A 26,641-nucleotide genomic window follows, 5' to 3' on the forward strand; every position below is an offset into this window, starting at 1 on the left:
TCATTCCTCAGTCAACGCAGAACCGGCGCGATCGAGCAGCGGCTTGAACAGGTAATTAAGCAGCGAGCGTTCGCCAGTGCGTACAAACATCTCGGCGGGCATGCCTGGCTTGATCACCAGACCGTGGAGTTTTTCCAATGCAGCCTCGCTGACGGTGGTGCGCAATACGTAGTAAGGCTGGCCGGTCTTTTCATCGAGCATCTGGTCGGCCGAGATCAGGCTGACTTCGCCCGGTACGCGCGGGGTGCGGCTCTGGTTGAAGGCGGTAAACAGGATGTCGACCGGCAAATGCGTGCCTACCTTGTCGACCAGGTGCACCGGCAAATGCCCTTCCACTTCCAGGCGCGTGCCTTGGGGCACGATCTCCAGCAGGGTTTCACCGGCGCGCACCACGGCGCCCTCGGTGTGCACACTGAGGTTGACCGCAATGCCATCGGCCGGCGCGTTGATCTCGCTGTGTTGCAAGTCAAAGCCCGCCGAGGTCAGTTGCTGTTCCAGGGTCAGGCTGCGCAGTTGCGCATCGGCCAGTTGGCTGCGCACCTCTTTCTGATATTCCTCACTGTGCTGCTGCAACTTGAGGCGCGACTCGAGAATGCCCTGCTCCACTCGACCACTTTCGCCAGTGTTTTGCGCCAGGTCCTGTTGTACCTGGGACAGTTGGCGCTGGTAGTCCAGCAAGCGGTTGCGTGGGATATAACCGTTGTCGGCCAAGGGTTGCAGGTTGGCCAGTTGATCACGCAGGGATTGGGCCTGGGCAGACAGGTCGGTGCGCGCACGGCGCATGCCACTTAGTTGCGAGGTGGCGCCATCGATGTTGGCGCGGATCCCGGCCTGCTCGCGGGCAAAGGCTTCGCGGCGGCTGCTGAACAGCTGGCGTTGGCCTTCCAGCACCAACGCCAAAGCCGGGTCGGGGTTGGCGCTCAGCTCAGCGGGAAAGGTAATCGTTGCCTGGTTGTCACGCTCGCTCTGCCAGCGCGCCACGCTGGCCCAAGCCATGCGGTACTGGGCTTGCAGCGACTGCACGTCGGCCTGGTTCTGGGTCTGGTCGAGGCGAAACAGCGGCTGGCCCTGTTTGACCAGTTCGCCTTCCTTCACCAGGATGCGGCTGACCACGCCGGGGCTGAAGGTTTGCACGGCCTTGCGCTTGCCCGACACCACCACCGTGCCTTGGACGGGAATGCCTTGGTCCAATGGCGCAAGGCTGGCCCAGAGGAAAAACCCACCGGCACCGACAACCGTCAGCAACCAGCCCATTTTCACGAAAAAACCGGCGTCACGCTCTTTGAAGCGGGGCTCTACAGTAAGGCTGCTCATGCGCCTGGATTCCTTCCGGTCTGGTACTGACGGCTAAGGCTCACACCGGCCTTTTCCCGTGGCGCTTCCTGCTGTTGCTGGCCCGACAACGCGCGCAGCACTTCCTGGCTGGGGCCGAAGGCCTGCAACTGGCCGTCGCTGAGCACCAGCAACTTGTCGGCCTGGGCCAACGCCGAGGAACGGTGGGTGACCAGCACCACGCTGCTGCCCTGGGCTTTCATCTGCATGATGGCGCTGGCCAACGCGGCCTCGCCCACGGTGTCGAGGTTGGAGTTGGGCTCATCCAGCACGATCAAACGCGGCGCGCCGTACAGCGCACGCGCCAGGGCCACGCGCTGTTTCTGCCCGCCGGAAAGGCCGCCGCCGTTGTCGCCCAGCACGGTGTCGTAGCCCTGGGGCAAGCGCAGGATCAGTTCATGTACACCAGCCTGTTGCGCCGCTTTCACAACCAGCTCCGGGTCAGCTTCACAAAAGCGCGCAATGTTGTCGGCGATGCTGCCGCTGAACAGTTCGATGTCCTGAGGCAAATAGCCGATATGCGGGCCGAGGTCGTCGCGGTTCCAGCGATGGATATCCGCACCGTCCAGGCGCACGGTGCCAGCCAGGGTCGGCCACACGCCAACCAGCACGCGGGCCAGGGTCGACTTGCCCGAACCCGAGGCACCGAGCACGCCCAGCACTTCACCGGCACCGAGGCTGAAACTGACCTGCTGCAGGGTTGCCATGCGCCGCCCGGGCGGGCCGGCGCTGACGTGTTCGAAACTCACTTGGCCCTTGGGCGCCGGCAAGCTCATTGGCTCGGCTTCGGGCGGGAACTCACGCAGCAGGTCGTCAAGGCGCTGGTACGCCAGCTTGGCCGAACTCCACTGCTTCCATACCGCAATCAATTGGTCGATAGGGCTGAGCACACGGCCCATCAGGATGGACCCGGCGATCATCATGCCGGCGGTCATCTCGCCTTTGATCACCAGAAAGGCACCCAGGCCCAGCACCAGGGATTGCAGGCACAGGCGCAGGGATTTGCTCAGCGAGGTAATCACCGAGCCGGTGTCGCTGGCCCGGTTCTGAAACCCGAGGAACTGCGAATGCACTGCGAACCAGCGTTTGCGCAACGCACCGAGCATGCCCATGGCCTGAATGGTTTCGGCGTTGTGCAAGTGGCTGGTGGCCAATTGGGTCGACTGCTGGGAAAAGGCCCCTGCCTCGCCCAGTGGTTTTTTGGTCAGGTATTCATTCAGGCACGCCAGTGCGATCAACAGCACAGCGCCCGCCGTGGCCAACACGCCCAGCCACACATTGAAGAGGAAAATCACAAACAGGTAGATGGGAAACCACGGCGCATCGAAGAACGCAAACAGCGCCGGCCCGGTGATAAATTGGCGGATCACGGTCAAATCGCCCAGCGATTGCCCGGCATGCCCCTGGCCGCGTTGCAGGTTGCGTTCAAACGCGGCTTTGTACACCCGCAAGTTGAAGCGCCGCTCCAACTGGCTGCCGATGCGTATCACGACAAAACTGCGCAGCACTTCCAGCGTGCCGATAAACACAAAGAAGCCCACGACCATCAGCGTCAACATCACCAGGGTGGTTTCGTTCTGGGAGGACAACACACGGTCATACACTTGCAGCATGTAAATCGACGGCACCAGCATCAATAGATTTATCAGTGCGGTAAAGCAGCCGATGCTGATTAAAATACTCTTGTATTCACCCAACGCCCTGAACAAGGGCGCAACCACATGGGACTTCGCCATAGTGTCTGATCTTCCCCAAAGCCAATGACGCGCAATAGTTGCCCCTGCCCGAAGTGGACGGCCAACTATTAATCTCTAGTTATAAGCTTATAACTTTTTAATTAAGGTGTTCGTTGCAGCACAACTTCCGCTATTGAAGGTGTGTGCCCTTTGTATTCACCGTCTTTCTCGCGGTTCAAATGAACAATCCCGGTGCCCTCGGCGTTAAACAGCCAGATACCGTCCGGGGTCGGCGACCAGCTCAGCGGTTTATCACCCAGCCAACGTTCGGCACAGTCGACATCACCGGCCACGGCGTTGGGCTGATCCAACAGGTCGAGTGCACACACCTGGTCCTGTTGCTGCAATTGCCAATGGCCGGCCAATTGCGCGGTGGTGGGTAAAACCAGACTGCTCGCCATAACGTGGGCTCCTGCCGAAACGAACAACACCTGTGAAGCACAGGCGATCAAATGGGAAAAACGCGGCATCTGTTGCTCCATCCTGAGCGCGCGGCGCCGGAGCGCCGCGCGCTTTACATCAGGCTACGATATCGCTGGCGACGGCCTGGCCGACGGTGGTGACGAGGAAGTCCGCCACGCCGTGCCCGGAGAAGTCCACCGCCAAGGTGCCCAGGTTGGTACCCGAGGCATAGCTCAGTACAGCATCGCCGGCATGCCCGGTGAATGCATTGACGAAGCTCAAGCCTGCACCTTTGGTGATGCCGGACAGGTCGATCTTGTCCGAACCTGAGGTGAAGTCAAAGATCTTGTCCGCAGCACCCGGCTTGGAGTCGGAACTGGCACCGTACACAAAGGTGTCGTTGCCGGCGCCGCCCCACAGTTGGTCCGCACCGCCACCGCCGTAGATGATGTCGTTGCCGGCACCGCCCTTGATGATGTTGGCAACGTTGTTGCCGATGATCAGGTCGTTGCCCGAACCACCGAAGGCGTTCTCGACAGTGACGCCCTTGGCGATGGACACGTTGCCCACCAGGCCGCCAACGTCGGAGAACGAGGTCTCATTGAGGTTGATCTTCTGGTTTTGGGTAAAACCGGAGAAGTCCAGGGTGTCGTTGCCGCCACCGTCCCATACCGAGAACACCAGCTTGTCGGCATTGGAGGTGGCGCTGAGGAAATCACGCCCGGTATTGGAGTTGAAACCGTAGGTAGTGTCGCCGGCGCGGGTGGCGTAGTTGGCGCCGTAGAGCTTCTGGATCGCGGCGATGTCGTCGATCAGCGGGCCGGACGAATAGGCTTCGACCCCGCCTTTACTGAAGTTCTGGTTGGTGTTGCTCTCGCTCCAGTAACTCATGACGCTGTAGCCACGCGTGTCCTGTCCATAGTCCGCGTCTTTGTACGAAGGGTTGCCGGTCCCGGCGTTGTAGTCGCCAGGGTGATCCAGGCCCAGGGTGTGGCCGATTTCGTGGGTCAGGGTCTGCCGGCCATAGTTGTTCAGGTCCGGCGTCTTGTTCGGCGTGTAGCTGTTGTTGGTCAGGTACCAGGAGGTACCGTCCAGCCCGCTCTGGTTGTACTTGGCATTGGTGCCAGGCAGGTAAGCGAAGGCCGCCGCGCCGTCCTGGCCGCTGCTGTAGTTGCCAAAGGTCATGTGGAAGTCACCGCCCGAGGCTTTCTCGGTGAAGGTGACGTTGGCCACATCCGCCCAGGATTGCATGGCCAATGCGGCCTGTGCTTTCTGCTGGGTGTTGAACTGGCTGAACCCGGAGATGCCATGTTTGTTCATGGTGGCCGAGGAAGCCGAGGTCAGGAAGGTGTAGGTGAGGTCGATCTTGCCGTTACCATCAATGTCCCGATACGCAGCGTTCTCGCGCAGCAGGTGGTCAGCAGCCTGGTCCACGGTGAACGAGGGCTTGCCATTGACCGTGAGGTTGCCGCCACGGTCATACAGATGGCTGAAGCTATCGATTTGCGAGTAAGCAGTGCTGGCTTGCGCGGCAGATACAATAGCTTTGTCTTTTACTTTTGACATAAACGTACTTCCTTGTTTGCAAGTGCATCAGTCTTTGTTCGATAGGAACCTCGCGGGCGAGGATCGTCCTATCACTCGCCTCTTTTGAAGGCGTATCGAAACTGACACAACTTGAAATCTTTCGTCTACACATATTTCCGCAACAAAAATGTGACGTAGATTCAACTTAAGGAAGTCGCACACAGCGTTTATTGGGTGTAATTGCGCTTGCGCGGCAAATCACCGCCGACTGTTATTTAAATATTAAATAGCGGTAAAGCCGCTCTAGCTGAGCGGCCCTCTTGAATAATGGATCCAATATATTGACACGGTGTCATAGTTCAATATTAAAGAGCCACTACCCGCACTATTAAAGTGCGTGCCCCCAATTACCGGGACAGGCTCCAACCGCACTTGTTTAACGCGCCGATTAATACTTCGTCGGAAAGTCCCGGCACCCTGACGCCGTCTTCGGTTGTCATGTCCTCGCCCGCCAGGATCGCGTTGATGATCGCCTCCTCCACCGCCTCTGCGGCGGCACTGAACAAGGGCGAAATATGGTCGTTGTTGACCATGCGCAACACGCTGCTGAGTGGCAGGTCCTTGCGCCCGTAATCAGCCGGTGGCAGCCCGTGATTGCCGGTGGCGAAGGCCAGGAACAGGTCGCCACTGGAATCCTCGGTGCCGCCGCCGGTGCGCGCGATACCGATGGAGGCGCGTTGCGCCAGGCGCTGGCATTGATGGGGCAGCAACGGCGCGTCCGTGGCGATGATCACCACGATCGAACCCATGCCCGGCGTGCCGCGCTCGGCGAACGGCGATGGAATGTCCACCAACTGGCGCCCGACCGGGTAGCCATCCACGCGCAACTCCTGGCGCTTGCCATGGTTGGCCTGCACCAGCACGCCGACGGTCCAACCGCCCTGCTCCTCAGACACACGCCGGGATGCGGTGCCGATACCGCCCTTGAACTCATGGCAGATCATGCCGGTGCCGCCGCCGACTGCGCCCTCTTGCACCGGCCCGCCCTCGGCCGCGTCCAGTGCCTGGCGCACATGTTCAGGCTTGACGTGCTGGCCCCAGATATCGTTGAGCAGGCCATCGTAGGTTTCCATCACCACCGGCATGCACCAATACACCGCCGGGTCCGCCAGGCGCTCGCGCTCCAGGGCGATCAGGCTGTCACGCACAATCCCGATGCTGTGGGTGTTGGTGATGGCGATGGGCGTGGTCAGCAGCCCCGCCTCGCTGATCCACTCAAGGCCGGTGGCATCGCCATTGCCGTTGAGCACGTGGTAGCCGGCGAAACACGGTTGCTGTCGCGCCTCCCCGGCGCGTGGCTGGATCACACTGACGCCGGTGCGCACCTGCTTGCCGTCGATGCTGGTCTTGAGCGTGGTGTGACCCACGCGGACGCCGGGAACATCGGTGATGGCATTCAATTCGCCGGGCGTGCCCAGCCCCAACGTAATGCCCAATTGACGTGCACGCATACCTACTCCTTACAGTTTCTGAAACGCCGGACTCGTCCGGCCACTGATGCAATACAAAATCACCGACAAGGCCAGCAAGCCGATGATGATCATGATGTCGCGTACCGACGCCGCCGCGATCAGGGTCACCAGCAGGTAACCGGCGCCCAGCACGGCCAGCACTGCCGGCAGCGGCCATAACGGCATGCGATACGGATGCTCGCGATCACGCAGCAGCACCCGGCTCATCAGCGCGCTCAACGCCACCACCAGGTACACCAGGATGATCAGCAATACACTGAAGGACGTCAGGTCCGCCAGGTTCGAGCTGAAACTCAACAGCGCCGAAGGCACCGCTAAAAACAGCGTGGCCAGCCACGGTGAATCCCAGCGCGGGTGAATGCGCGTGAACAGCGCGTTGATGCGCGGCGTCCACAGGGCGTCACGGCCGCTGCTGAAGACCACACGGCCAATCTGGATGACAATGGCGACAATCGCGTTGAACACCGACAGGAAGATCCCGGCGCTGACCAGCCGTGACAGGGTTTCATTGCCGTGGCTGCTCAGTAGATAGCCGATCGGGTCGGGGCTGCTGATCATCTCGCTCAGCGACGGCGCGCCGATCAATAGCGCGGTGATCGGCACCAACTCGATCACCACCACCAGCCCCAGCGACCACAGCACCGCCTTGTGCACGCCTTTGCCACCGCACTTCATGTCTTCGGCCAGCAACACCGCAGGGCCATAACCGTTGAACGAGAACAGGCCGATGCCCACGGCGCCAATCACCAGTGCCCAGGGCGCCAGGTGCAGCACTCCGTTTTCGACGATCTGCGGCTGGAACAGCACGCTGGCCGGTTGTACCGGGTTGCCAAAGCCGATAAACACGATCACCAGCAACGCCGCCACTTCCAACAGCAGGCAGGTGCCGGTAATCCAGGCATTGAGCTTGATATTGAGGATGCCCAAGGCGTAGCTGCACACCACGATGACCAGGGCGACGGTTTGCGAGTCGAATTTTGTGCCCAGGGCATTATTCAGGTACGTCGCGGCGCCGGTGGCCAACACTGGCGGGATGAACAACAGCATCACCAGCACCGTCAGAAACGTCGCATAACCGGCCATGCCGCCAAACACCCGCTTGGCGTACACGTATTCACCACCGGCGCTGTTATGGGCGCGCCCGAGTTCGGCGTAACAGAAGGCGAACATCAGCGCGAGCAAGGCTGCCATCACAAACGCCAGGAACACACCACTGCCCGCCTGCTGGATGGCAAAGGGTGCAATCACGAATACGGAGCTGGCCGGCGTGACCGCCGAAACCGTAATGGCCACCACATCGAAAACACTCAGCGTTGGCTTGAGCACGCCGTCTGGCGCGGGGGAAGCACTCATGTCGTTATCCTCTGTCGTTGTTTTTGGTAGGAGGCAGAAACGAAAAAAGTCGGGCGGTTGCGAGATATGTTTCTCGCTGGATGACGGCAAAGTAAACGCTGTGTTTATGCAGGCCAATGCCCCTATTGGCGTACTCCCCTTGACGATACCCGGCAAAAGCCGAACCCTTGGCCGATCTATTGAGGGCTGGAGCCGTGTTTATGAGCCTGTTCAGAGAGGTCGGCATGCATGCTGGCCTGGGCCGCACCGTCGCACACCTGGGCACCGAGCGCTTCTGGAAGCAGTTGGTGCTGTTGCTGCACCAATGCCTGCCGTTCGATAACGCCCTGGCGATTTTTTACCCCCTCGATGGCCCGCCCCTGGCCCTGGAAGAATACGACGCCCAGCCCAGCAGCAAACCGGCCTCAATGCTGGTGTACCTTAATGGCCTGTACCTGATCGACCCGTTTTACCAGGCCTACCGCGAAGGGTATGCCAGCGGCGTGTATCGCCTGGAGGAAGTGGCGCCGGACCATTTTCGCCAGAGTGAATACTTCCTCAACTACTTCCACGACAACGTGCTCGAAGACGAGGTGCAATTCATTCTGCAATTGCCGGGTACGGGGACGCTGTCGTTATCGCTGGGCATGCAGCGGCGCTTCAACTTTGAAGAAACCGGCTTGATGACCACACTGGCGGCCTGGGTGCTGCCGTTGATGCAACAGCACTGGCAGCAAAGCACCCAGCGTGCGCCGGCGATGGAGACGCAGATCCGCGATGCGTTGAGTCACTTTGGCAGCGGTGTACTGTCGGAGCGCGAGCTGGAAGTGGCGCGTCTGGTGTTGCGAGGGTTTTCGTCCAAGGCCATGGCCGAGCGCTTGAAGATCTCGCCGGATACCGTGAAGGTGCACCGGCGACACCTGTACGCCAAGCTGGATATTTCTTCGCAGCCGGAGCTGTTTTCGTTGTTTATCCAGTCGCTGGGGCATGATCTGGAAAACCCCTGAGAGCCGGGACGCGGAGCGTCCCTTGCTGCATTCCCACGCAGAGCGTGGGAACGATCAAAACCAGCTCCCACAGGGGCTCGGTGCAACCCCTAGCGGCCGGTACGAATGGTGTTCCATACCCGTGTACGAATCCGGTCGATGTTCAGCGGCATGGCTTCAAGCGCAAACAACTTGCCCATCATTTCCGCGCTTGGGTACACCTTGGTGTCGGCCTTGATCACCGGGTCTACCAGGCTGTCGGCAGCGGCGTTGCCGTTGGCGTAATGCACGTAGTTGGTGATGCTGGCCATCACTTCCGGGCGCAGCAGGTAGTTCATGAACGCGTAACCGGCTTTTTCGTCCGGGGCATCGGCGGGCATGGCGACCATGTCGAACCAGATGGCGGCGCCTTCCTTGGGAATGTTGTAGCCGATGTTCACGCCGTTCCTGGCTTCCTTGGCGCGGCTTTCGGCCTGCAGGATATCGCCGGAGAAGCCGACGGCCACACAAATGTCGCCATTGGCCAGGTCGGCGGTGTATTTCGAGGAATGGAAGTAGGCCACATACGGACGCACTTTCATCAACAGGTCTTCAGCCTTTTTGTAGTCCTCGGCCTTCTTGCTGTGGGGCGGCAGGCCCAGGTAATTAAGCGCCGCTGGCAGCAGTTCCGGGCCGTTATCGAGAATCGCCACGCCACATTTTTGCAGCTTGGCCATGTTCTCGGGTTTGAAGATCAGGTCCCAGGAGTCCACGGGCGCGTTATCACCGAGCACCGCCTTGACCTTGTCGATGTTGTAGCCGATGCCGGTGCTGCCCCACAGGTAGGGGAAACCATGCTCATTGCCCGGGTCATTGTTTTGCAGGGCCTTGAGCAGCACCGGGTTGAGGTTCTTCCAGTTGGGCAGCTGGCTCTTGTCGAGTTTTTTAAGCGCGCCGCCCTGGATCTGCCGGGCCATGAAGTGGTTGGACGGAAACACCACGTCATAGCCGGATTTGCCGGTCATCAACTTGCCGTCGAGGGTCTCGTTGCTGTCGTACACGTCGTAGGTGAAACCTATGCCGGCTTCTTTCTGGAAGTTCTTGGTGGTGTCCGGCGCGATGTAGTCCGACCAGTTGTAGATCTTCACCGTCTCGGCGGCCTGGCTGATAGCGGCCACCAACATCAAGGGCAACAGGGCAATGGCTTTCATGGTTCGATTTCCTGGCGGTTTTAGGGCTGTTTTTATGGCAGGCGATCAAGGATCAAAGCGTTACAGGATCAATACGTAGGTCTTGCGCACGGTCTCGTGGATATCCCAGATACCGGTGCTGTTGGCCGGCAACATCAGTGCATCGCCAGCTTGTATATGAACGACTTCACCGCTGTCGGGGGTGAAGGTGCAGCGGCCCTGGATGAAGTGGCAAAACTCCTGGGATTTGATCTGTCGGCGCCAGCGGCCTGGGGTGCATTGCCAGATGCCGGTTTCGACGCCATCGTTGCGCTCAACACTTAAGGTCGAGGCCATGGCGATGGGCTCGCCCAAGGGCACGGCCACCGGTGACGAGTCCGGCAGGTGGGCGTTCAGCGCGTCTTTGAAGTGAGTGATACTCATGGGTTTTCCCGTGTGAGTGAAATGTCTCAGTGCATGAAACCTTCCATGAACCCGGCCACGCCGGTCGCCAACTTGCGCCGCCAAGGCGCGGTGTTGGGGTTGGCCAACACTTGGTCTTCATGGACAAAACTACGAATGATCGCGTTGTAACCCAGCCAGCGGCAGGGTTCGGGTTCCCAGGCCTTGAGCGCCTCCAGGCCACGCTCGCGAATCACCCAGGGCTGGGTGGTCAGCGGCGTATCGAGCTCCAGAATCATGTCGGCCAACGTGCGGCCTCCAAGGTTGCTGGCGCCGACGCCCTCCCCGCCATAACCGCCGGACAGCGCGATGCCGGTTTTGTGATCGCAGAGCATGTGCGGTCGGAAGTTGCGCGACATGCCGAGGTTGCCGCCCCAGGAGTGGGTAATCCTGGCGTGTTTGAGCTGCGGGAAGAGTTCGCTGAACAGGTAGCGACGCAGCTCCACCTCGTCGGTGGTCAGGTCAAAGTTGTGGCGCAGCTTGCCGGCAAACTGATAGCCGCCACGGGCGCCGAATATCAGGCGGTCATCCGCTGAACGCTGGCCGTAGGTGACCTGGCGGCTGCTTTCGCCAAAGGCCTGGCCTCGGTTCAGGCCAATCTCATCCCAAGTGCTGGCCGGCAACGGTTCGGTGGCGACAATCAGGCTTTGCACCGGTAACTGATAGCGCCCCAACGGCGGCAACGTGGTGGCGTAACCCTCAACCGCCGGCACTACCCACGCGGCGCGCACGCTGGCATTGGCCGTGCGCACGCTGCCGGACTGCCAATGGGTGACGGGGCTGTTTTCATAGATCGTCACGCCCATGCTCTCCACCACCCGCGCCAGGCCGCGCACCAGTTTGGCGGGGTTGATGGTCGCGACATGGGGTGCATAGATACCGCCATATGGCCTGGCGATGCGGATTTGCTCCGCCAGTTGCTGCGGGCTCAGCCAGCGGTAATCCTCTTCGGTGAGGCCCTGGGCATGGAGCGTGTCCAGGTATCGGCGCAGGCTGCCTTCCTGCTCCGGGTAGCGCGCCGCGCAGTACAGCACGCCGCCCTTGCGGTAGTCGCAGTCGATGCCTTCACGGGCCAGCACCTGAGCGACTTCGTCGGGGATGCCATGCAGCAGGTCAAACGATGCGCGCCGTTGTTGCGGTGACAGGCCGGCGAGCAGGCGGCCTTCGCCCAACAGGTTGCCCATCAACCAGCCGCCATTGCGGCCCGATGCCCCGAAGCCTGCGGTCTGCGCTTCGATAATCGCGATGTTCAGCTCAGGAGCCTGGCGCTTGAGGTAGTAGGCGGTCCACAGCCCGGTGTAGCCGGCGCCGATAATCGCCACATTGACGTCCAGGTCGTGCGCAAGGGACGGCCGCGCTACCAGCGGGTCGTCCAACTGGTCCATCCATAAACTGATGTTGCGCCATGCCGGCATGCCAAGCTCTCCACCCTCATTTCGATAGGCTGGATCCTAGAGCGTGGTGTTATTGGCTGTCTTGCGCGCGTGCACGCAGAGAAATTTGTTTGACGTAAGCCTTGGGCGATTGGCCGGTGTGCTGGCGGAACGCGCTGTAGAACGCCGACAGCGAGTTGAAACCGGCTGCAAACGCCAAGTCATCGACCTTTATCGGCGGCACGGCCTTGTCCAGTGCGGCCAGCAGGTGCTGGAGCCGAGCCTGGTTGACGTAGCGGTAGAAGCTCTGCCCCAGCACCTGGTTAAGCAAGTAGGAAATCTGGTTGCGGCTGTAGCCGCACTCCGTGGCCACCCGTTGCAGGTCCAGCTCCGGGTCGAGATAGGCTTGCTTGCGTTCGAAGTACTGCTGCAGATCCTTGGCCATATGCCCCAATTGCTGGGGCGACAGGCCCAGGCGGCTGACCGTCGGGCGCAGGGCCTGGGCCGGCTGCTCATGCACCAGGGAGGCGTACTCGTTGACGCGCCAGATCAACCCATCGCGCACGGTGATCGCCTCACTGGTGCGAAATGACACCAGGCCCTGCCCGCCGCGCAGGGTAATGCGGTACTGGATAAACGCGGTGTCGCCGTCGGCGCGAATGCGGTCGATGTGCTCGATCGCCTCGTCGGCGCCACGTGGCATGCTGGCTTGCAGGTACTCGCGCAGCTCGGCGTGGCCCACCACGCGGTTTTGAAAGAAGTCGTGGTACTGAATATCGGGGTGGTAGTAGGACATCACGCCATCCAGGTCACGATGGCGCCAGCACAGGTGATGGCGCAGCACCAGATCGCCGGTGGCTTGGGTTTGTTCGCACTCTTCGCTCAAGACGGGTTGCATGGAAGGCTCTGCGGCGGGAATGCCTGGGAGATTGCCGAATTTGCCGGGGGCATTCAATGGGCAATTGGAACTTCTGACTAATGGCCTTTTGCCTAGTCTTGGGTAAGACATGACCTACGTCATATAACCGCAAAAGAACTGCCGAACGGCGGCTAAAAAGTCACCGCGCGCTTGCGAACGAATGCTATTTTGAACTTCTTGATGCCACGACCAGTGAAGGTCATGGCCCCTGCCGCGAGCTAAAGGAAGCGCTCAATGAACAAGGTGGGCAACATGAACAAAGTGACATTTCCCAACGCCTGCCAACTGATGCGCTGGCATTTTCATCCGATGGGCTTCGAGGGCAGCATGGACGCCCCCGGCAGTATGGTCGCGCGCCTGTTCGACCGGGCCAGCGGCGAGACGCTGATCGCGATTGCCGGCATTCCTTGCGCCACGGTGATGAATGCGGCCGATGTGGAACGCATCATCGAGGCGGTGGAGGATGAGCTGGAGTGTTTTGTGCCACCGCTGTCTTTACGGGCCTAACACTCATTTATAAGGCAATGACTATCTAATGTGGGAGCGGGCTTGCTCGCAAAAGCGTTTTGTCAGTTGATACAGCTGTCACTGATACTCCGCCTTCGCGAGCAAGCCCGCTCCCACATTTAGAACTGTGTTTAGCGGCTAGCTACGCCGATCATCAAAATACGCCTTTCGCCCATCGACCCGCTCCGAAGCCCTCGGCACATTCACACCCTGGCCTTCCGGCTTCTCCACATACCAGTAGCAATGGCTCACCGCCCGGGTGATGCCGACATAGGCCAGGCGCAGCACTTCATCTTTCTGCGCGCTGTCGTAAGGCTCGCTGTCGCCGTCCTTGCCCAGGCCCGCCATGCGGTAAACCTGGTTTTTGTAAGGCGAGCTGGTGACGTGCTGGCAATCCCCAAGCAGGAATACCGCGTCAGCTTGCAGGCCCTTGGCACTGTGATAAGTCAGCTGTTTGAGCCGGCGATCCTGTGGTGGCAAGCTAGAATCCACATTAACTACTGGCTGAATATGCTCTTGAATCAACAACTTATCGCTGCTTTTTCGATAAAGCATTAGCACCGTTTCACCGCGTTGATAGTGCTCCATCAACTGCCGACCCAGCGCGGCGTCGTCCCGTTCCAGCACCACTACGGGCAGCAAAGCCTTGGGCTCGCCACTGGCCTTGGCCTTCTTGCCGGGGATCGCGGGGGCCGTGCGTACCACATGCTCGGCAGCGTCGATGATGTGCTGGTGGCTGCGGTAGTTCTCGCTGAGCATCACGCGTGTGGTGCTGGGCGACGGGAACTCCTGGTTAAACGCCATGAAGTACTTGGGCGAACTGCCGCGCCAGCCATAGATCGACTGCCAGTCATCACCCACGCACAACAACGACGAGCGTTGCGCGCCACGCCCCACATGCATCGCCGGGCCGCGGCTGCGGATCTCGCGCAGGCTGGCGCGAATCCACGAGACGATCTGCGGCGATACGTCCTGGAACTCGTCGATCATCAGGTGCGACATCGGCCGCAGCAATGGATCGCTGAGCAGCTTGAGGTTCTCCGGGGTGTTCTCACCGAACAGCGAGAACATGCGGTTATAGGTCATGATCGGCGGTGATTGATCGAGCAAGTGATCTTCCAGCGCCTTCCAGAAAATGCTCAGGGCTTCGAAGTAGCCCCGGTCCGGGTCGTCCTTGGCGAAGCTCATTTGCCCCACAGCCGTTGGCACATCCAGCCCGAGGTTTTCGATAAACCCGGCAGCCATCACGAAGCTGTCCAGCAGCGGCGCCGAGGCCAGCTCGCCCTTGACCTTGTAATCAAAGCCAGGCCCGGCACTGGCATCGCCCGCCAGGCTGCTTAAAAGGCGCTTTGATGACTCATAGTTATCTAGCCATATCAGTGGCTTGCGACAGAAAGCTTGAAACAAGGTGCGCTTTACCGCCCACTCGGCACGCACGGAAAGCTTTGAATTCGGCCGACTGATCTGCGCGTTTTCCCGCGGATCAAAACCCAGTACTACCCAGGCATCCAGTTCCGCGATGTAGCCGTGGCAGTGAAATTGCGCACCATTGATTTCGAAGGTTTGGCGACTGGGCTCTATGCCCTTGATCGGCCAGGCGCCGGCGCGAAACCACAGATCCTCGATCACGTCGCAGAGTTCTTCATCGCGCTTGGCGGCCAGTTCGGTGACAGCGATGCGCTTTTGCACGTCGGGGTGGTCGCGCTCCAGCTCCTTGAGTTGCAGGCCATGGCGGGCCAACGCTGCTATCAGCTCGCGAAAGCGCGCATGGCGGCCATGCAGGCGGTGATAACAGCTGTTCATGTGTTGGCGCTGGGCATCGCTGATACGCAGGTCGAAGGGGTTGCTGTCGGCGTCCTCGACACCGCTGCTGAGGTTTTCAAACGCTTGCAGCCGTTCGAAGCCTGGCAGGCTGCGTACCATCGGCAGGATACGTGAGTGGAAGGTACGCACCACGGCCTGAGCTTCTTTGAAACCAAGGGGCTGGCCCCACAGGCTGAGAACTTCCATGAGCTTGTTGATGAAGTCTTTGCGCGATTCGCGGGTGAAGGTCACCACGGTCATCGAACTCAGCTCAAAGCCCAGGTAGTGGGTCAGTAACAGAATGCGCAGCACCAGCGAGGTGGATTTGCCCGCGCCTGCACCGGCGATCACCGAGGTCGAGGGCGTGTCACTGAAGATCATCTTCCACTGCGCAGCACTGGGCTGAGCGTGGGCCGGCAGCAGGCGTGCTACGTCAGCCTTCATGCGCTTCTTCACGTCGGCCGTGAGGGGCAGGCGCCAATCGTCAAACAGGCTGTCATCCACTCCCGGTGCGCGGTGCTCATCGGGGCGGAAGTCGCGGATCAGCAACACTTGCCGACCTTCTTCGAGGCCGTCGGCCTTGCCTTCGCGGTAGCCATATTCCACACCCGCTTCGTGCCCGCTGCGAAAGCCGTCAGCCTGGCCGTGCAGCCAGGAAAACCGATGCTGGGCACGCAGACGTGTCAGGCCATGGCCAAACAAACGGGCGGCGAGCCGTTTCAGCAGGGGCATTTCTGCCAGGGGACGCAGTTCGGGGGGCAGATCAGGCGTTTGTTGCGGCACGCGGACTCCAGCGATGAGGATGGTTTTGGCGAAGCTGCCATGGTCGCCGGAATCGGCGCGCAGTTCCAGCCAATTGCTTTGCTGTCATGCAGTTAGGCGATGAAGTAAAAGTCAAAACGCCAGCAATCAATCGAATGAGTAGATGGGAATCAGGCATTTTTTACGCTTTTTATCGATCATGCACTGCTGGATGATAACCACCATCCACAGGAGACCCATCATGCTTGAACTTCGACCTTTCACTACCCTGGGCGGCGCCCATCATGGCTGGCTCGATGCCCATCATCACTTTTCCTTCGCCGAGTACCACGACCCCAAGCGCATGCACTGGGGCAACCTGCGGGTGTGGAACGACGACATCATTGCACCCGGCACAGGCTTCCCGCAGCACCCACATCGCGACATGGAAATCATCACGTATGTGCGTGAAGGCGCCATCAGCCATGCCGACAACCTCGGCAATAAAGGCCGCACCGAGGCAGGCGACGTGCAGGTCATGAGCGCCGGCACCGGGATTGCTCACAGTGAATACAACCTGGAAGCCACGCCGGCGAAGATTTTCCAGATCTGGATCATCCCCAATGAAGCCGGGCTGCCGCCTTCCTGGGGTGCCAAGCCGTTTCCCAAGGGCAATCGCGAGGGTTTTGTGACCCTGGCCAGCGGCAAGGCCGGTGACACTGAAAGCTTGCGCATTCGGGCGGACGCACGTCTGGTGGCGGCTAATTTGAAGGCTGGGGAAAGTGCCGAGTATCGGCTGGACAGCGGGCGCCGGGCGTATCTGGTGCCAGCAACCGGGGTGATAGAAGTCAATGGCTTGCGCGCGCAAGCTCGAGACGGGGTGGCGGTTGAAGATGAGCAGGTGTTGCGGGTAACAGCGGTTGAAGACAGCGAAATCGTCTTGGTAGATCTGGCTTAACACAAAGCAATGTGGGAGCGGGCTTGTGTGGGAGCTGGCTTGCCTGCGATACAGACACCTCGGTGTATTTGTTACACCGCGGTGATGCTATCGCAGGCAAGCCAGCTCCCACATGTTGGATCTGCGGTGTTACTGGGAGATGGCGCCGTCTACCAGCACCTGTGCCTCTTCAACCAACTGCTTGAGGTGGTCTTCACCCACAAAGCTTTCGGCGTAGATCTTGTAGATGTCCTCGGTGCCCGATGGTCGTGCGGCGAACCAGCCGTTTTCGGTCATCACTTTCAAGCCGCCGATTGCCTGATTATTACCCGGCGCGTGGCTGAGGATCTGCTGGATGCTCTCTCCGGCCAGTTGCGTGGAAGTGACCTGCTCCGGCGACAGCTTGCCCAGCAGCGCCTTCTGCGCCGGGGTCGCCTTGGCGTCGACACGAATCGCGAACGGCTCGCCCAGCGCATCCGTCAGGCCACGGTAGATCTGGCTTGGGTCCTGGCCTTTGCGCGAGGTCATTTCAGCGGCCAGCAAGGCCGGGATCAGGCCGTCTTTGTCGGTGCTCCACACCGTGCCGTCCTTGCGCAGGAACGAGGCGCCGGCGCTTTCTTCGCCGCCAAAGCCCAGCGAGCCTTCGAACAGGCCATCGGCAAACCACTTGAAGCCCACCGGCACCTCATAGAGGCGCCGGCCGATACGTGCCGCAACGCGATCAATCAAGCCGCTGCTGACCACGGTCTTGCCTACGGCGGCATCGGCGCGCCACTGCGGACGGTTCTGGAACAGGTAATCAATCGACACGGCAAGGTAGTTGTTCGGTGCCAGCAGGCCACCGGAGGGCGTAACGATGCCGTGGCGGTCATGGTCCGGGTCACAGGCGAAGGCGACGTCGAAACGTTCCTTGAGGCCGATCAAGCCTTGCATCGCATAGCTGGAGGACGGGTCCATGCGGATCTGACCGTCCCAATCGACGCTCATGAAGCGGAACGTCGAGTCGACCTCGGTGTTCACCACGTCCAGGTTCAAACGGTAGTGTTCGGCAATCGCCGACCAGTAGCGCACCCCTGCTCCGCCCAACGGATCCACGCCCAGGCGCAGGTCGGCGCTGCGGATGGCGTCCATATCGATCACATTGACCAGGTCGGCCACGTAGCTGTTGAGGTAGTCATGGCGATGGGTGGTGTCGGCCTTGAGCGCCTGGGCATGGGTAATGCGTTTAACCCCGGCCAGCTGGTTGGCCAGCAACTCGTTGGCCTTGGCTTCGATCCACTTGGTGACGTGGGTATCGGCCGGGCCACCATTGGGCGGGTTGTACTTGTAGCCGCCGCTTTGTGGCGGGTTGTGCGACGGCGTAATCACAATGCCGTCTGCCAGGCCACTGGTACGGCCACGGTTGTAGCAAATGATGGCGTGGGAAATGGCCGGGGTCGGCGTGTATTCATCGCCTTCAGCCAGCATCACGTGCACGCCGTTGGCTGCCAACACTTCCAGGGCGCTGGCGCCCGCCGGGGTCGACAGCGCGTGGGTGTCCAGGCCGACGAACAAGGGGCCGTTGATGCCCTGCGCTTCACGGTACAGGCAAATGGCCTGGCTGATGGCAAGCACGTGCCACTCGTTGAAACTCAGCTCGAACGAGCTGCCACGGTGCCCGGAAGTACCAAAGGCCACGCGCTGGGTGGAGATCGCTGCATCAGGCTGGCCGGTGTAATAGGCCGTGACCAGTCGCGGGATATCCACCAGCAACTGAGCTGGCGCCGGCTTGCCCGCAAAAGGACTGATTGTCATGCATAAACCTCGAGAAAGAAGGAGTCGGAAAAAATGACAGTTTACTGAGAGTTGGACTACTGCGCGACGGTATTGATCCTACAAGCCACAGAGAAGTTTCATGCATCTAGCTGATCTGTGCTTCACGCAGCGCTTCGCCCACCAATGCCAAGGCGACGTCCAGGTTGGGCTGCCCGTGGAAGGTGTTGCTCAACCGCAAGTGCTGGTGGTGCAGGCCGCACAGGCTGAACAGCTCACCGGGCGCGACGACGACCTGACGCGCCAGCAAGTAGTGGAAAGCCTTGCGCATGTCCACCGCCCGGGAGGCGCCCAACCAAAAGGTGGCCCCGCCCGCCGGCATCCGGTAAGTCACTTGATCACCCAGGTGCTGGCGCAGAAGTTCGCTCATTTCGCCCGCCTGGTCACGTAGCAGCCCGCGCAAGTGGTGCAGGTGCTGGTCGATTTTGCCGCTGTGGTACAAGCGCGCAATCGCGCGCTGGCGAATGGAGGACAGCCGGAACGAGCGCAGCAGGAACTGGCGCTGCAATTCAGCGTTCAAGTGCCGCGACAACGCGTAGCCAAACGGTGCCTCTGGGCCGAGTATTTTCTCGAACGAGGCAAACACCACCAAGCGCTCAGGGTTGACCAGATCGCGCAGGGCAGCCGATGCCGGCTTGAATCCCAATTCGCCGCAGGTGTCGTTTTCCAATAGCCAGCAATCGTACCGATCGAGCAGTTGTGCCACCTCCAGACGGTCTTGGGGCTGCAAGGCAAAGGCTGACGGCAGGCTGATGGACGACGACAGCAAAACCAATTGCACCGACTCGTTACGCAGCATGTCTTCGAGCAATCCCAGTTCCAGGCGGCCATCATCACTCCAGGGCACCTCAAGGATACGTACCCCGGCATCCTGCAGAAGGCGCAGAATCGACCACTCGCAAGGCGACTCGACCACCACCGTGGTACCGCGCAAACCCAATACTTCGACCAGGATGTCGAGTACACCGCGCAAATCTGCGCCGATGTACACGTCATCAGCATGCCAGTAACGGGTCGGTGATGAGGTGTAGCGAGCCGCCAGCGCCGCCCTCAGCTCCCATACCCCGCAGGGCTGGGAAGGCTGCAGGTGCCCTGGATACTGGCGCACCAGCTCGCGCTCGAGACGTAGCAAGGCGCCGTCCAGAGAGGCCAGCAAGGCGGGCTCATCACCACTGAGCACGGTCATGCCCGGGCGCCGGGACGCCACATAGAGGCGTTCGAGCAAATCCCCGCTGGGACAGGTCACTGGGCCACCGGCAAGCGGCCAAGCGTAATACCCCGACTTGGCCACCGAATACACCCTGCCCTCCTTTTCCAGCAGCGAATACGCATACTGAATGGTGGAGATAGACACCTTGAGTCGCTGGGATAACTGGCGCAACGACGGCAGCTTTACGCGCGTATCCGTGCTGACCTCGTTAATCAGGTTGATCATGTAGCGATAGACCGCCTGATACGCAAAGTCAGCCTGTCGCGCGCCCCGCAGCGTCATCGTCCAGACAGCTGAAAGGCCATGCCATCACGGGCTTGAGACCTTTGCACAGGCGCATTGCGGGCACCGCCGGGGGACAGGTTCATCGGCCGCTTGCGGTACAAATGCTGGAGCAAAGGCAACGGCAACCCACTGGCATCGGCGACCCATTGCTGCAACATCTCGGCGGCAGGCTTGCCCTGCAATACCTTGTGCAGCTCGGGCAACGCCACCAGCATCCCAGGGTGGCACTGACGCAAATAACCTTCCAGCCGTTCGCCGTGATGAATGAAGGGCGAAAACAACAGGCAGATCAGCTGGTTTTCGTCCAGGCCGAAGAACTGCTGAGCATAATTGCTCGACAATGCGCGCTCTTCGCGACTGGCCACCTGGTTCACCAGCTCTTCGGGCACCTGCCGGCGCCGCAGGTAATTGCGCGCCTGCCCCAGGAACTCCTCGACGCCCTCCTCATAATGCAACTCGCGCAGGCACTCAGCCTGCAGGCCGCGCAGGTGCGCCATCAACGGTGGGTTGGCAAAGCTTGGGTGGCTGAAGTGAAAGCCCAGCGGATCTGGCGTATAAGCCATGAAATCGATGAGCAATGGCGCACTGGCGCGGTCAATGCCTTCGAGCAAGTCGGCAATCCCGATATAGGCAAGGTGGCGATACCCACCCGGGCTGACGTCAGCCTTGGGCACATAGTGCTCGCCATACAGGTCACGGTAGAAGTCGCCGCTCCACTCATCCATGCGCGTAAACAAGCCGCCGAGCGATGTCGGCTTGCCTTTGGCAGCCTTGATGCTTTTGGCCTGGGCAGCCTTTTTCAGCCAAGCCAGCAACTGGCTCTGTTTGCGCGCGGAGTCGCCACTGACCAATGCGTGCACGCCACCGTTCCAGGCGGTGACACGCTGATAAAAATCCCCCAGGGCCAGGTACGCATCGTTGCACAGCGTGGCGCGAACATCGCCGGAGGTCAGATGCCCCACCATCAACATGTTGCGTTGGTGAGCTTCACAGCCGCGGCTGGAGGCCGGGCGCTGATGATTGAAGGGCAACACCTGTTCGTTTTCGACCATCAACAACTCGACCCGGTCGTCATCATGGAAAAACAGCCGGCTGTAACCGCGATGAATCGCCTCAAGGGTGTCTTGCGTCATGCCGGCGTGGCGCAACGTCGCCACCCGTAGCTGGAACGTCTTGGGCGCGCGCGCGGCAATACTCAACTGTGCAGCACGCAGTAACGCCAAGGTGTAGGTGCTGACTTCACCACCGCCATGGGCCACCAGCACTTTGTAATCGCCCACTTGTTCCATGCCGCCGGCGGCCACGACAATACGCTGAATCAACAATTGAAGTGCGGTGCGCTCTGCGCGAGTGAAATACCCCACCAAGCGTTGTTGAACTTGCTGGTAAACATAATTCATGGCCTGTTCGTGAATAGCGCTCATAGTTCTACTACCTGAGTTGAAATATCAGTTCAAAACAACTACCGAGCGTAGTTGCCCGACCTATTGCATGTGTAAGAACGTTGCCTGCGGCGCAGTGTGTGCGACAGATAAACACTAGCACCCGGTAACAAATCGATAAGAGCTGCTTAATGGGCTCTCCCCCGAGCATTCCTGGCACCGGAGGGCCGTACCGCAAGCATCCTGACGATTGGCAGCAATGCTCCTAGGAATATTCAGACAGGCTCCTACAGCCCTTTAACCTTGAATTCAAAGATCCATCTGACAAATAAAAATTGTCAAACTTCAATCTCCATCCATGCATCGCTTGAAACCCGCCCGTGGAGTGCCAACCGCCTCGCGTCCTGGCAGAGGTTGCGCCACTCGTAGTTACAGGAAGTACCCGCCAATGAATCAAAACGTCATTCATTACTCAGTCCTTGAGTTGAAAGTGAAGTAGCAATTATCAGGACTGAAATAATGATTAACAGATACAGAAGTTGGCCGAAAAGCAGTTCAGATAGTTACCGGGCCAAATACGCAGGGCGCAGACACAACAACGCCGCGCTGATTTTCAGGGCGGCGACGGGGAAAAGGGCATCGTTTGTGGGGCCGGACGGCCGTTGCGCGTTTCAGACAACGCGCGGATTCAACCCTGTCAAATGGCGCATTTGCCCCATGCGCCCAGGGTTTGCAAGACTCATTTACGAATCTTCCTACACCTCAAACAGCCTCAACCTGCAACGCTACGCGCTCGCGGCACGGGCATTCGTCCATGTAACGGTGTGCTTCTACAAACTGGTTGAACGCAAACACTGTGGTTTTCAGTGGCACCAGCACACGGTCGGCCGTCAGTTGGTTGATGTCACGCAAGGCGCGTTGCAAGGCAACGTGGTCCTGAATGATGCCCAACTCCGGCTTGCCGGTGAAGTTACCGATACAGTGCACAAAGAACTGGATGTTCTTCTGGAACGCTGCGCAGGCCGGAAACGGTGTCTGGTTGCCACCTTGCAAACCGTAGAGCACCAGGCTGCCACGTGGCGCCAGCACATCACCGAGCAACGACATCTGTGGGCCGCCCAAGCCATCGAACACCACATCCACGCCGCGGTTATCGGTGAACTTGTTGATTTGCATCAGCAGGTCCTGCTCTTCGGTGACGATGACTTTTTCCGCCCCCAGCGACAGCAGGTATTCACGCTCGGCACTGTCCTTGGTCGCGGCGATCACCCGCACGCCCAGCGCCTTGCCCAATTGCACAAACGAAGGGCCAGCACAGTGGCTGGCGTCCGTCACCAGGGCAAACTGGCCGGGTTTGACCCGCGCCAGATCCATATAGGCAAAGTAGGCGATCAACAGCGGCGTGTAATGCACGCTGGCTTCAATCGGGCTCAGCACATCCGGATAACGTGTCAGCGCCGAACGCGGCAACACGATTTGCTCGCCATATACCGGGTAATCATTGGGGCTTTCGGCCGGAAAACTGGCGACTTTATCGCCTACCGCCAAGTCATCCACGCCCTCACCGAGGGCCACCACCACACCGGCCATCTCATGGCCAAGGCCGGACGGCAGACGTGCATGGGAAGACGCCAGGTTCTGGCGCCACAGAATGTCATACCAGCTGATGCCAATCGCTTCGACACGCACCTGCACTTCGCCCGGTGCGGGCTGCGCGGCTGCATGCTCTTCGCATTTGAGCACCTCGGCCGGACCAAACTTGTGAAAACGGATCGTGCGGGACATCGCAAACCTCGTCAAAGTAACCTCTAATGCCATGAACTCTATCTGGGCTTTCCGGGTAAGGCCACCGGTCGCCATTAATAGTCGACATGCCTGTCATTGATTCCGCAAGTGAGGCATTGGCCTCAAGTATCGTAGGAAAACTGAATTATCCGGTGCAGAGTACCAGCCTTTCCCCGTAAGATTCATGCCGGTCATTGTTAACATGTGGCCGCTCACGTCAAGTTTGCTGACTCTTCCAGGACACAAGATGAACCGTAACGACCTGCGTCGTGTCGACCTTAACCTCTTGATCGTATTCGAAACCTTGATGCATGAGCGCAGTGTGACCCGCGCTGCCGAGAAATTGTTCCTTGGCCAGCCGGCCATCAGCGCGGCGTTGTCGCGCCTGCGCGGGCTGTTCGATGACCCGCTGTTCGTGCGCACCGGGCGCAGCATGGAGCCGACGGCACGCGCCGTGGAAATCTTCGCCCTGCTCTCCCCGGCCCTGGACTCGATTTCCACCGCCGTGAGCCGCGCCGCCGAATTCGACCCGGCCACCAGCACCGCCGTGTTCCGTATCGGCCTGTCCGACGACGTTGAATTTGCCCTGCTGCCGCAACTGCTCAAGCGCCTGCGCGCCGAGGCGCCCGGCATTGTGCTGGTGGTGCGCCGCGTCAACTACATCCTGATGCCAGGCCTGCTCGCTTCCGGGGAAATTTCCATCGGCGTCAGCTACACCGCCGACCTGCCGGCCAACGCCAAACGCAAAGTGCTGCGCCGCAGCCTGCCGAAACTGCTGCGCGCCGACAGCGTGCCCGGCTCCCTGAGCCTGGACGACTTCTGCGCCCGCCCTCACGCCCTTGTGTCCTTCGCGGGCGACCTGAGCGGGTTTATTGATGAAGAGCTGGAAAAACTCGATCGCAAACGCCACGTGGTACTGGCCGTGCCGCAATTCAATGGCCTAGGCACGCTGCTGGCCGGCACCGACATCCTCGCCACCGTGCCGGACTACGCCGCCGAGGCACTGACCGCAGCGGGCGGTTTGCGCGCCGAAGACCCACCGTTGCCAGTGCGCACGTTTGAGCTGCATATGGCGTGGCGTGGGTCGCAGGATAATGATCCGGGGGAGCGGTGGTTGCGGTCGCGGATTCAGATGTTTTTTGGGGACCCTGACAGTCTCTAAGCGTCTTCTGGCAGGCTTTTCATCTCATCATTTCTGCCTTTTCCACTGTTGCGCGGAATGCGCCGTGGCGTTGACGCGAATCCCGCTGCTGCAGTCTCCAGGGCCAGACAGGCTGTCAAGGCATTCAGGCCGCGCCCTGCTCCAGCCACGCAATGACAGCACCACAAGGTAGGGAACAGCGAGCGGCGCACTTCGGCCTCGATTTTAGCCTCGGCGTAATGCTCGAAAGGCTTGGCCCAGAGCGTCCCGCCGACGTAGTCCGGCACCGCGCAGGCTTCGGCGCCCTGGAGGTATTGTCGGGCGTTCTGCGCCAGGGTTTCAGCGGTGCGTCGGGGTCCTAGCGATACCCCCGCGCCTGAACATCAAACAACTCGGCATAGCGCCCACCCGCCGCCATCAGCTGATGATGGCTGCCCTCCTCCAGGATTCGCCCATCATCCAGCACGATGATGTGGTCGGCATTGCGCACGCTGGAGAATCGATGGGAAATCAACAACGTCATGCGGCCCTTGGCGTGTTCGCGAAAGTGCTCGAACACTGCCGCCTCGGCGCCGGCGTCCAGCGCAGCCGTCGGCTCGTCAAGAATCAGCAGGTCCGCCTCCTGGCGCATATACGCGCGTGACAAGGCGACTTTCTGCCATTGCCCACCCGATAACTCCTGGCCGCCCAGCCAGCGCCCTAACTGGGTGCCGTAGGCCCTGCTCAGGCGCTCGATGAATTCGGCGGCCACCCCCTGGGTTGCGGCAGTGCGCCAGCGCGCCTCGTCGTTCAGCGCATCGACGTCACCCACGCCAAGGTTCTCGCCGACGGTCATCTGGTAGCGGATGTAGTCCTGGAAAATCACCCCAATGCGCTGGCGCAGTGTCTGTTCATCCCAGTCTTGCAAGTCGCTGCCATCCAGCAGAATGCGCCCCTCGTGTGGGGTATACAGGCGCGTGAGCAGTTTGATCAGGCTGGTTTTGCCCGAGCCATTCTCGCCCACCAGCGCCAGGCTTTGCCCCGGCGCCAAGTGCAGGTTGATGTCAGTCAATGCCGGCCGCTCAGCGCCGGGGTAACTGAACCCCACGTGCTCGCAGCGCAGCCCGTCGCCGGGACGCGCGCCCTGGGTAAGCTGGCCACGTGGCACGACCACGGGGGTTAGCAGGTACTCATAAAGGTCCGACAAAAACAGGCTGTCGTCATACAGGCCGGCAATCGCGCTGAGGCTGGCGGTGATCGCGCTTTGCCCCTGCTTGAACAGCACGATGTACATGGTCATCTGGCCCAGGCTGGTCTGGCCGCGCACGGTGTCCAGCACCACCCAGGCGTAAGCCACATAAAACGCTACGGTGCCCAGCAGGCCCAGGGCAAAGCCCCAGGCATCCCGGCGCACGGTCAACTGGCGGTCTTCGGTGTACAAACGCCGGGCGTTGTCGCGGTAGCGCTTGAGGAACAGCGGCGCCAGGCCGAACAGCTTGACCTCTTTGGCGTGGGTCTCGTGGGACAGCAGCGATTCCAGATAATTCTGCTGACGGGTCTCGGGCGCGCGCCGGTGGAACAGGCGAAACGCATTGCCCGAGAAATGCGTCTCGGCGAAGAACACCGGTAAGGCGCCGACCACCAGAATCACCAGCGCCCACGGCGAAAAGTGCACCAACAGCACGGCAAAGCTGATCAGCGAGATCAGGTTCTGCACCAGTCCCAGGCCCTTGGTGACCAGGCTCAGCGGCCGTGTCGACGCGCCCTGGCGCACGCGCACCAGCTTGTCGTGGAACTCGGCGTCTTCAAATTGCAGGAGCGAGAGGGTCTGGGCTTTCTCCAGAATCATCAGGTTGACCTTCACTCCCAACTGCACCCGCAGCAACGATTGCTGCATTGACAACGCGCGCTGGGCGGCGGCCAGCAGCGCCAACACGCCCGCCTCGGCCAGCACGTACTGCATCACTGGCCACACGGGCGCCTGGCTGCCGGCTGCATGAATCTGCATCGCGTGCACCACGCCATCGACAATACGCTGGCCGATCCAGGCCGCCAGCGCAGGCAACAGACCGGCAACGATGGTGGCCAGCAGCAGGCCTATGAATAAGGGACGCGACGTCCCCCACACCAACCTCAGTGCCCTGCGCGCCTGGATGGAAAACGCGCTCAATCGATTCAACAGCACCATGAATGGCATGGACTCCGTGTGGGGGCTGGGGTGAGACGGGTGGATTATGGCAGGCGATGGCGTTACGCACATCTAAAGGCGAGGCAACGGGAGACTGATTAAAACAGAATAAAGAAAGGCGC

Annotated in this window: 20 protein-coding genes and 1 pseudogene; 4 read left to right on the forward strand and 17 right to left on the reverse strand. The window is 60.4% G+C overall.

Annotation, left to right across the window (positions count from 1 at the left end):
• The 6 genes from FFI16_RS12225 to FFI16_RS12250 all read right to left on the reverse strand — a co-directional run bounded on the left by FFI16_RS12225 (window position 1) and on the right by FFI16_RS12250 (window position 7,882).
• The gene (locus tag FFI16_RS12225; RefSeq protein ID WP_138817620.1) at window positions 1–1,314 is read right to left on the reverse strand and encodes an HlyD family type I secretion periplasmic adaptor subunit; all 1,314 of its coding nucleotides are present in this window, start codon (window positions 1,312–1,314) and stop codon (window positions 1–3) included.
• Entirely contained in the window at window positions 1,311–3,068 is a 1,758-nt protein-coding gene (locus FFI16_RS12230; RefSeq protein WP_138817619.1) for a type I secretion system permease/ATPase, read from the reverse strand. Before FFI16_RS12230 ends, FFI16_RS12225 begins: the two co-directional genes overlap by 4 nt.
• Window positions 3,069–3,169: 101 nt before the next feature.
• The gene (locus FFI16_RS12235; RefSeq protein ID WP_138817618.1) at window positions 3,170–3,538 is read right to left on the reverse strand and encodes a protease inhibitor Inh/omp19 family protein; all 369 of its coding nucleotides are present in this window, start codon (window positions 3,536–3,538) and stop codon (window positions 3,170–3,172) included.
• A gap of 49 nt (window positions 3,539–3,587) precedes the next feature.
• A complete protein-coding gene (locus FFI16_RS12240; RefSeq protein WP_138817617.1) occupies window positions 3,588–5,036 on the reverse strand; it encodes a serralysin family metalloprotease in 1,449 nt (482 codons plus the stop codon).
• Between the two features lie 368 nt (window positions 5,037–5,404).
• Entirely contained in the window at window positions 5,405–6,508 is a 1,104-nt protein-coding gene (locus tag FFI16_RS12245) for a P1 family peptidase (RefSeq protein ID WP_138817616.1), read from the reverse strand.
• 9 nt (window positions 6,509–6,517) lie between these two features.
• Complete coding sequence (locus tag FFI16_RS12250) at window positions 6,518–7,882, reverse strand: APC family permease (protein WP_138817615.1); 1,365 nt, start codon at window positions 7,880–7,882, stop codon at window positions 6,518–6,520.
• Window positions 7,883–8,082: 200 nt separating this feature from the next.
• Here FFI16_RS12250 and FFI16_RS12255 point away from each other — a divergent pair, with 200 nt between their 5' ends.
• Entirely contained in the window at window positions 8,083–8,868 is a 786-nt protein-coding gene (locus FFI16_RS12255; RefSeq protein WP_138817614.1) for a helix-turn-helix transcriptional regulator, read from the forward strand.
• Between the two features lie 89 nt (window positions 8,869–8,957).
• On the opposite strand, the gene FFI16_RS12260 is transcribed toward FFI16_RS12255, so the two are convergent.
• From FFI16_RS12260 to FFI16_RS12275, 4 genes are read right to left on the reverse strand one after another with little or no spacing between them, the layout of a single operon-like run.
• Complete coding sequence (locus FFI16_RS12260) at window positions 8,958–10,037, reverse strand: polyamine ABC transporter substrate-binding protein (protein ID WP_138817613.1); 1,080 nt, start codon at window positions 10,035–10,037, stop codon at window positions 8,958–8,960.
• A 60-nt stretch (window positions 10,038–10,097) separates the two neighbouring features.
• Window positions 10,098–10,439: a cupin domain-containing protein gene (locus FFI16_RS12265; RefSeq protein ID WP_138817612.1), complete on the reverse strand. Its 342-nt coding sequence runs from the start codon at window positions 10,437–10,439 to the stop codon at window positions 10,098–10,100.
• Between the two features lie 26 nt (window positions 10,440–10,465).
• Window positions 10,466–11,872: an FAD-binding oxidoreductase gene (locus FFI16_RS12270; protein WP_138817611.1), complete on the reverse strand. Its 1,407-nt coding sequence runs from the start codon at window positions 11,870–11,872 to the stop codon at window positions 10,466–10,468.
• A gap of 49 nt (window positions 11,873–11,921) precedes the next feature.
• On the reverse strand, window positions 11,922–12,728 hold the full coding sequence (locus FFI16_RS12275; protein WP_138817610.1) for an AraC family transcriptional regulator: 807 nt from the start codon (window positions 12,726–12,728) through the stop codon (window positions 11,922–11,924).
• A gap of 255 nt (window positions 12,729–12,983) precedes the next feature.
• Between FFI16_RS12275 and FFI16_RS12280 the strand changes: the two genes are divergently transcribed.
• Window positions 12,984–13,256 carry a DUF1652 domain-containing protein gene (locus FFI16_RS12280; protein WP_026013572.1) on the forward strand — a complete coding sequence of 91 codons (273 nt, stop codon included), beginning with the start codon at window positions 12,984–12,986 and terminating at the stop codon, window positions 13,254–13,256.
• A 138-nt stretch (window positions 13,257–13,394) separates the two neighbouring features.
• On the opposite strand, the gene FFI16_RS12285 is transcribed toward FFI16_RS12280, so the two are convergent.
• Window positions 13,395–15,842 carry a UvrD-helicase domain-containing protein gene (locus FFI16_RS12285; RefSeq protein ID WP_138817609.1) on the reverse strand — a complete coding sequence of 816 codons (2,448 nt, stop codon included), beginning with the start codon at window positions 15,840–15,842 and terminating at the stop codon, window positions 13,395–13,397.
• Window positions 15,843–16,062: 220 nt separating this feature from the next.
• Between FFI16_RS12285 and FFI16_RS12290 the strand changes: the two genes are divergently transcribed.
• On the forward strand, window positions 16,063–16,758 hold the full coding sequence (locus FFI16_RS12290) for a pirin family protein (RefSeq protein WP_058420234.1): 696 nt from the start codon (window positions 16,063–16,065) through the stop codon (window positions 16,756–16,758).
• A 129-nt stretch (window positions 16,759–16,887) separates the two neighbouring features.
• Here FFI16_RS12290 and pgm read toward each other — a convergent pair whose 3' ends face one another.
• The 4 genes from pgm to FFI16_RS12310 form a co-directional block, all read right to left on the reverse strand.
• On the reverse strand, window positions 16,888–18,531 hold the full coding sequence (gene pgm, locus FFI16_RS12295; RefSeq protein ID WP_138817608.1) for a phosphoglucomutase (alpha-D-glucose-1,6-bisphosphate-dependent): 1,644 nt from the start codon (window positions 18,529–18,531) through the stop codon (window positions 16,888–16,890).
• Window positions 18,532–18,637: 106 nt separating this feature from the next.
• Window positions 18,638–20,041: a PLP-dependent aminotransferase family protein gene (locus FFI16_RS12300; RefSeq protein WP_138817607.1), complete on the reverse strand. Its 1,404-nt coding sequence runs from the start codon at window positions 20,039–20,041 to the stop codon at window positions 18,638–18,640.
• Complete coding sequence (locus FFI16_RS12305; protein WP_138817606.1) at window positions 20,038–21,468, reverse strand: hypothetical protein; 1,431 nt, start codon at window positions 21,466–21,468, stop codon at window positions 20,038–20,040. The genes FFI16_RS12300 and FFI16_RS12305 overlap by 4 nt, the downstream gene beginning before the upstream one ends.
• A gap of 720 nt (window positions 21,469–22,188) precedes the next feature.
• Complete coding sequence (locus FFI16_RS12310; RefSeq protein WP_017135574.1) at window positions 22,189–23,211, reverse strand: zinc-dependent alcohol dehydrogenase family protein; 1,023 nt, start codon at window positions 23,209–23,211, stop codon at window positions 22,189–22,191.
• Window positions 23,212–23,458: 247 nt separating this feature from the next.
• Here FFI16_RS12310 and FFI16_RS12315 point away from each other — a divergent pair, with 247 nt between their 5' ends.
• Window positions 23,459–24,373 carry a LysR family transcriptional regulator gene (locus FFI16_RS12315; protein ID WP_069787568.1) on the forward strand — a complete coding sequence of 305 codons (915 nt, stop codon included), beginning with the start codon at window positions 23,459–23,461 and terminating at the stop codon, window positions 24,371–24,373.
• A 44-nt stretch (window positions 24,374–24,417) separates the two neighbouring features.
• On the opposite strand, the pseudogene benD reads toward FFI16_RS12315, so the two are convergent.
• Both benD and FFI16_RS12325 read right to left on the reverse strand, forming a co-directional pair.
• Window positions 24,418–24,627, reverse strand: a pseudogene (gene benD / locus FFI16_RS30785) (1,6-dihydroxycyclohexa-2,4-diene-1-carboxylate dehydrogenase); the annotation flags it as partial.
• Window positions 24,628–24,710: 83 nt separating this feature from the next.
• The gene (locus FFI16_RS12325; RefSeq protein WP_138817776.1) at window positions 24,711–26,519 is read right to left on the reverse strand and encodes an ABC transporter ATP-binding protein; all 1,809 of its coding nucleotides are present in this window, start codon (window positions 26,517–26,519) and stop codon (window positions 24,711–24,713) included.
• Window positions 26,520–26,641: the final 122 nt, after the last annotated feature.

This window comes from Pseudomonas sp. KBS0710, assembly GCF_005938045.2.
GTDB lineage: Bacteria > Pseudomonadota > Gammaproteobacteria > Pseudomonadales > Pseudomonadaceae > Aquipseudomonas.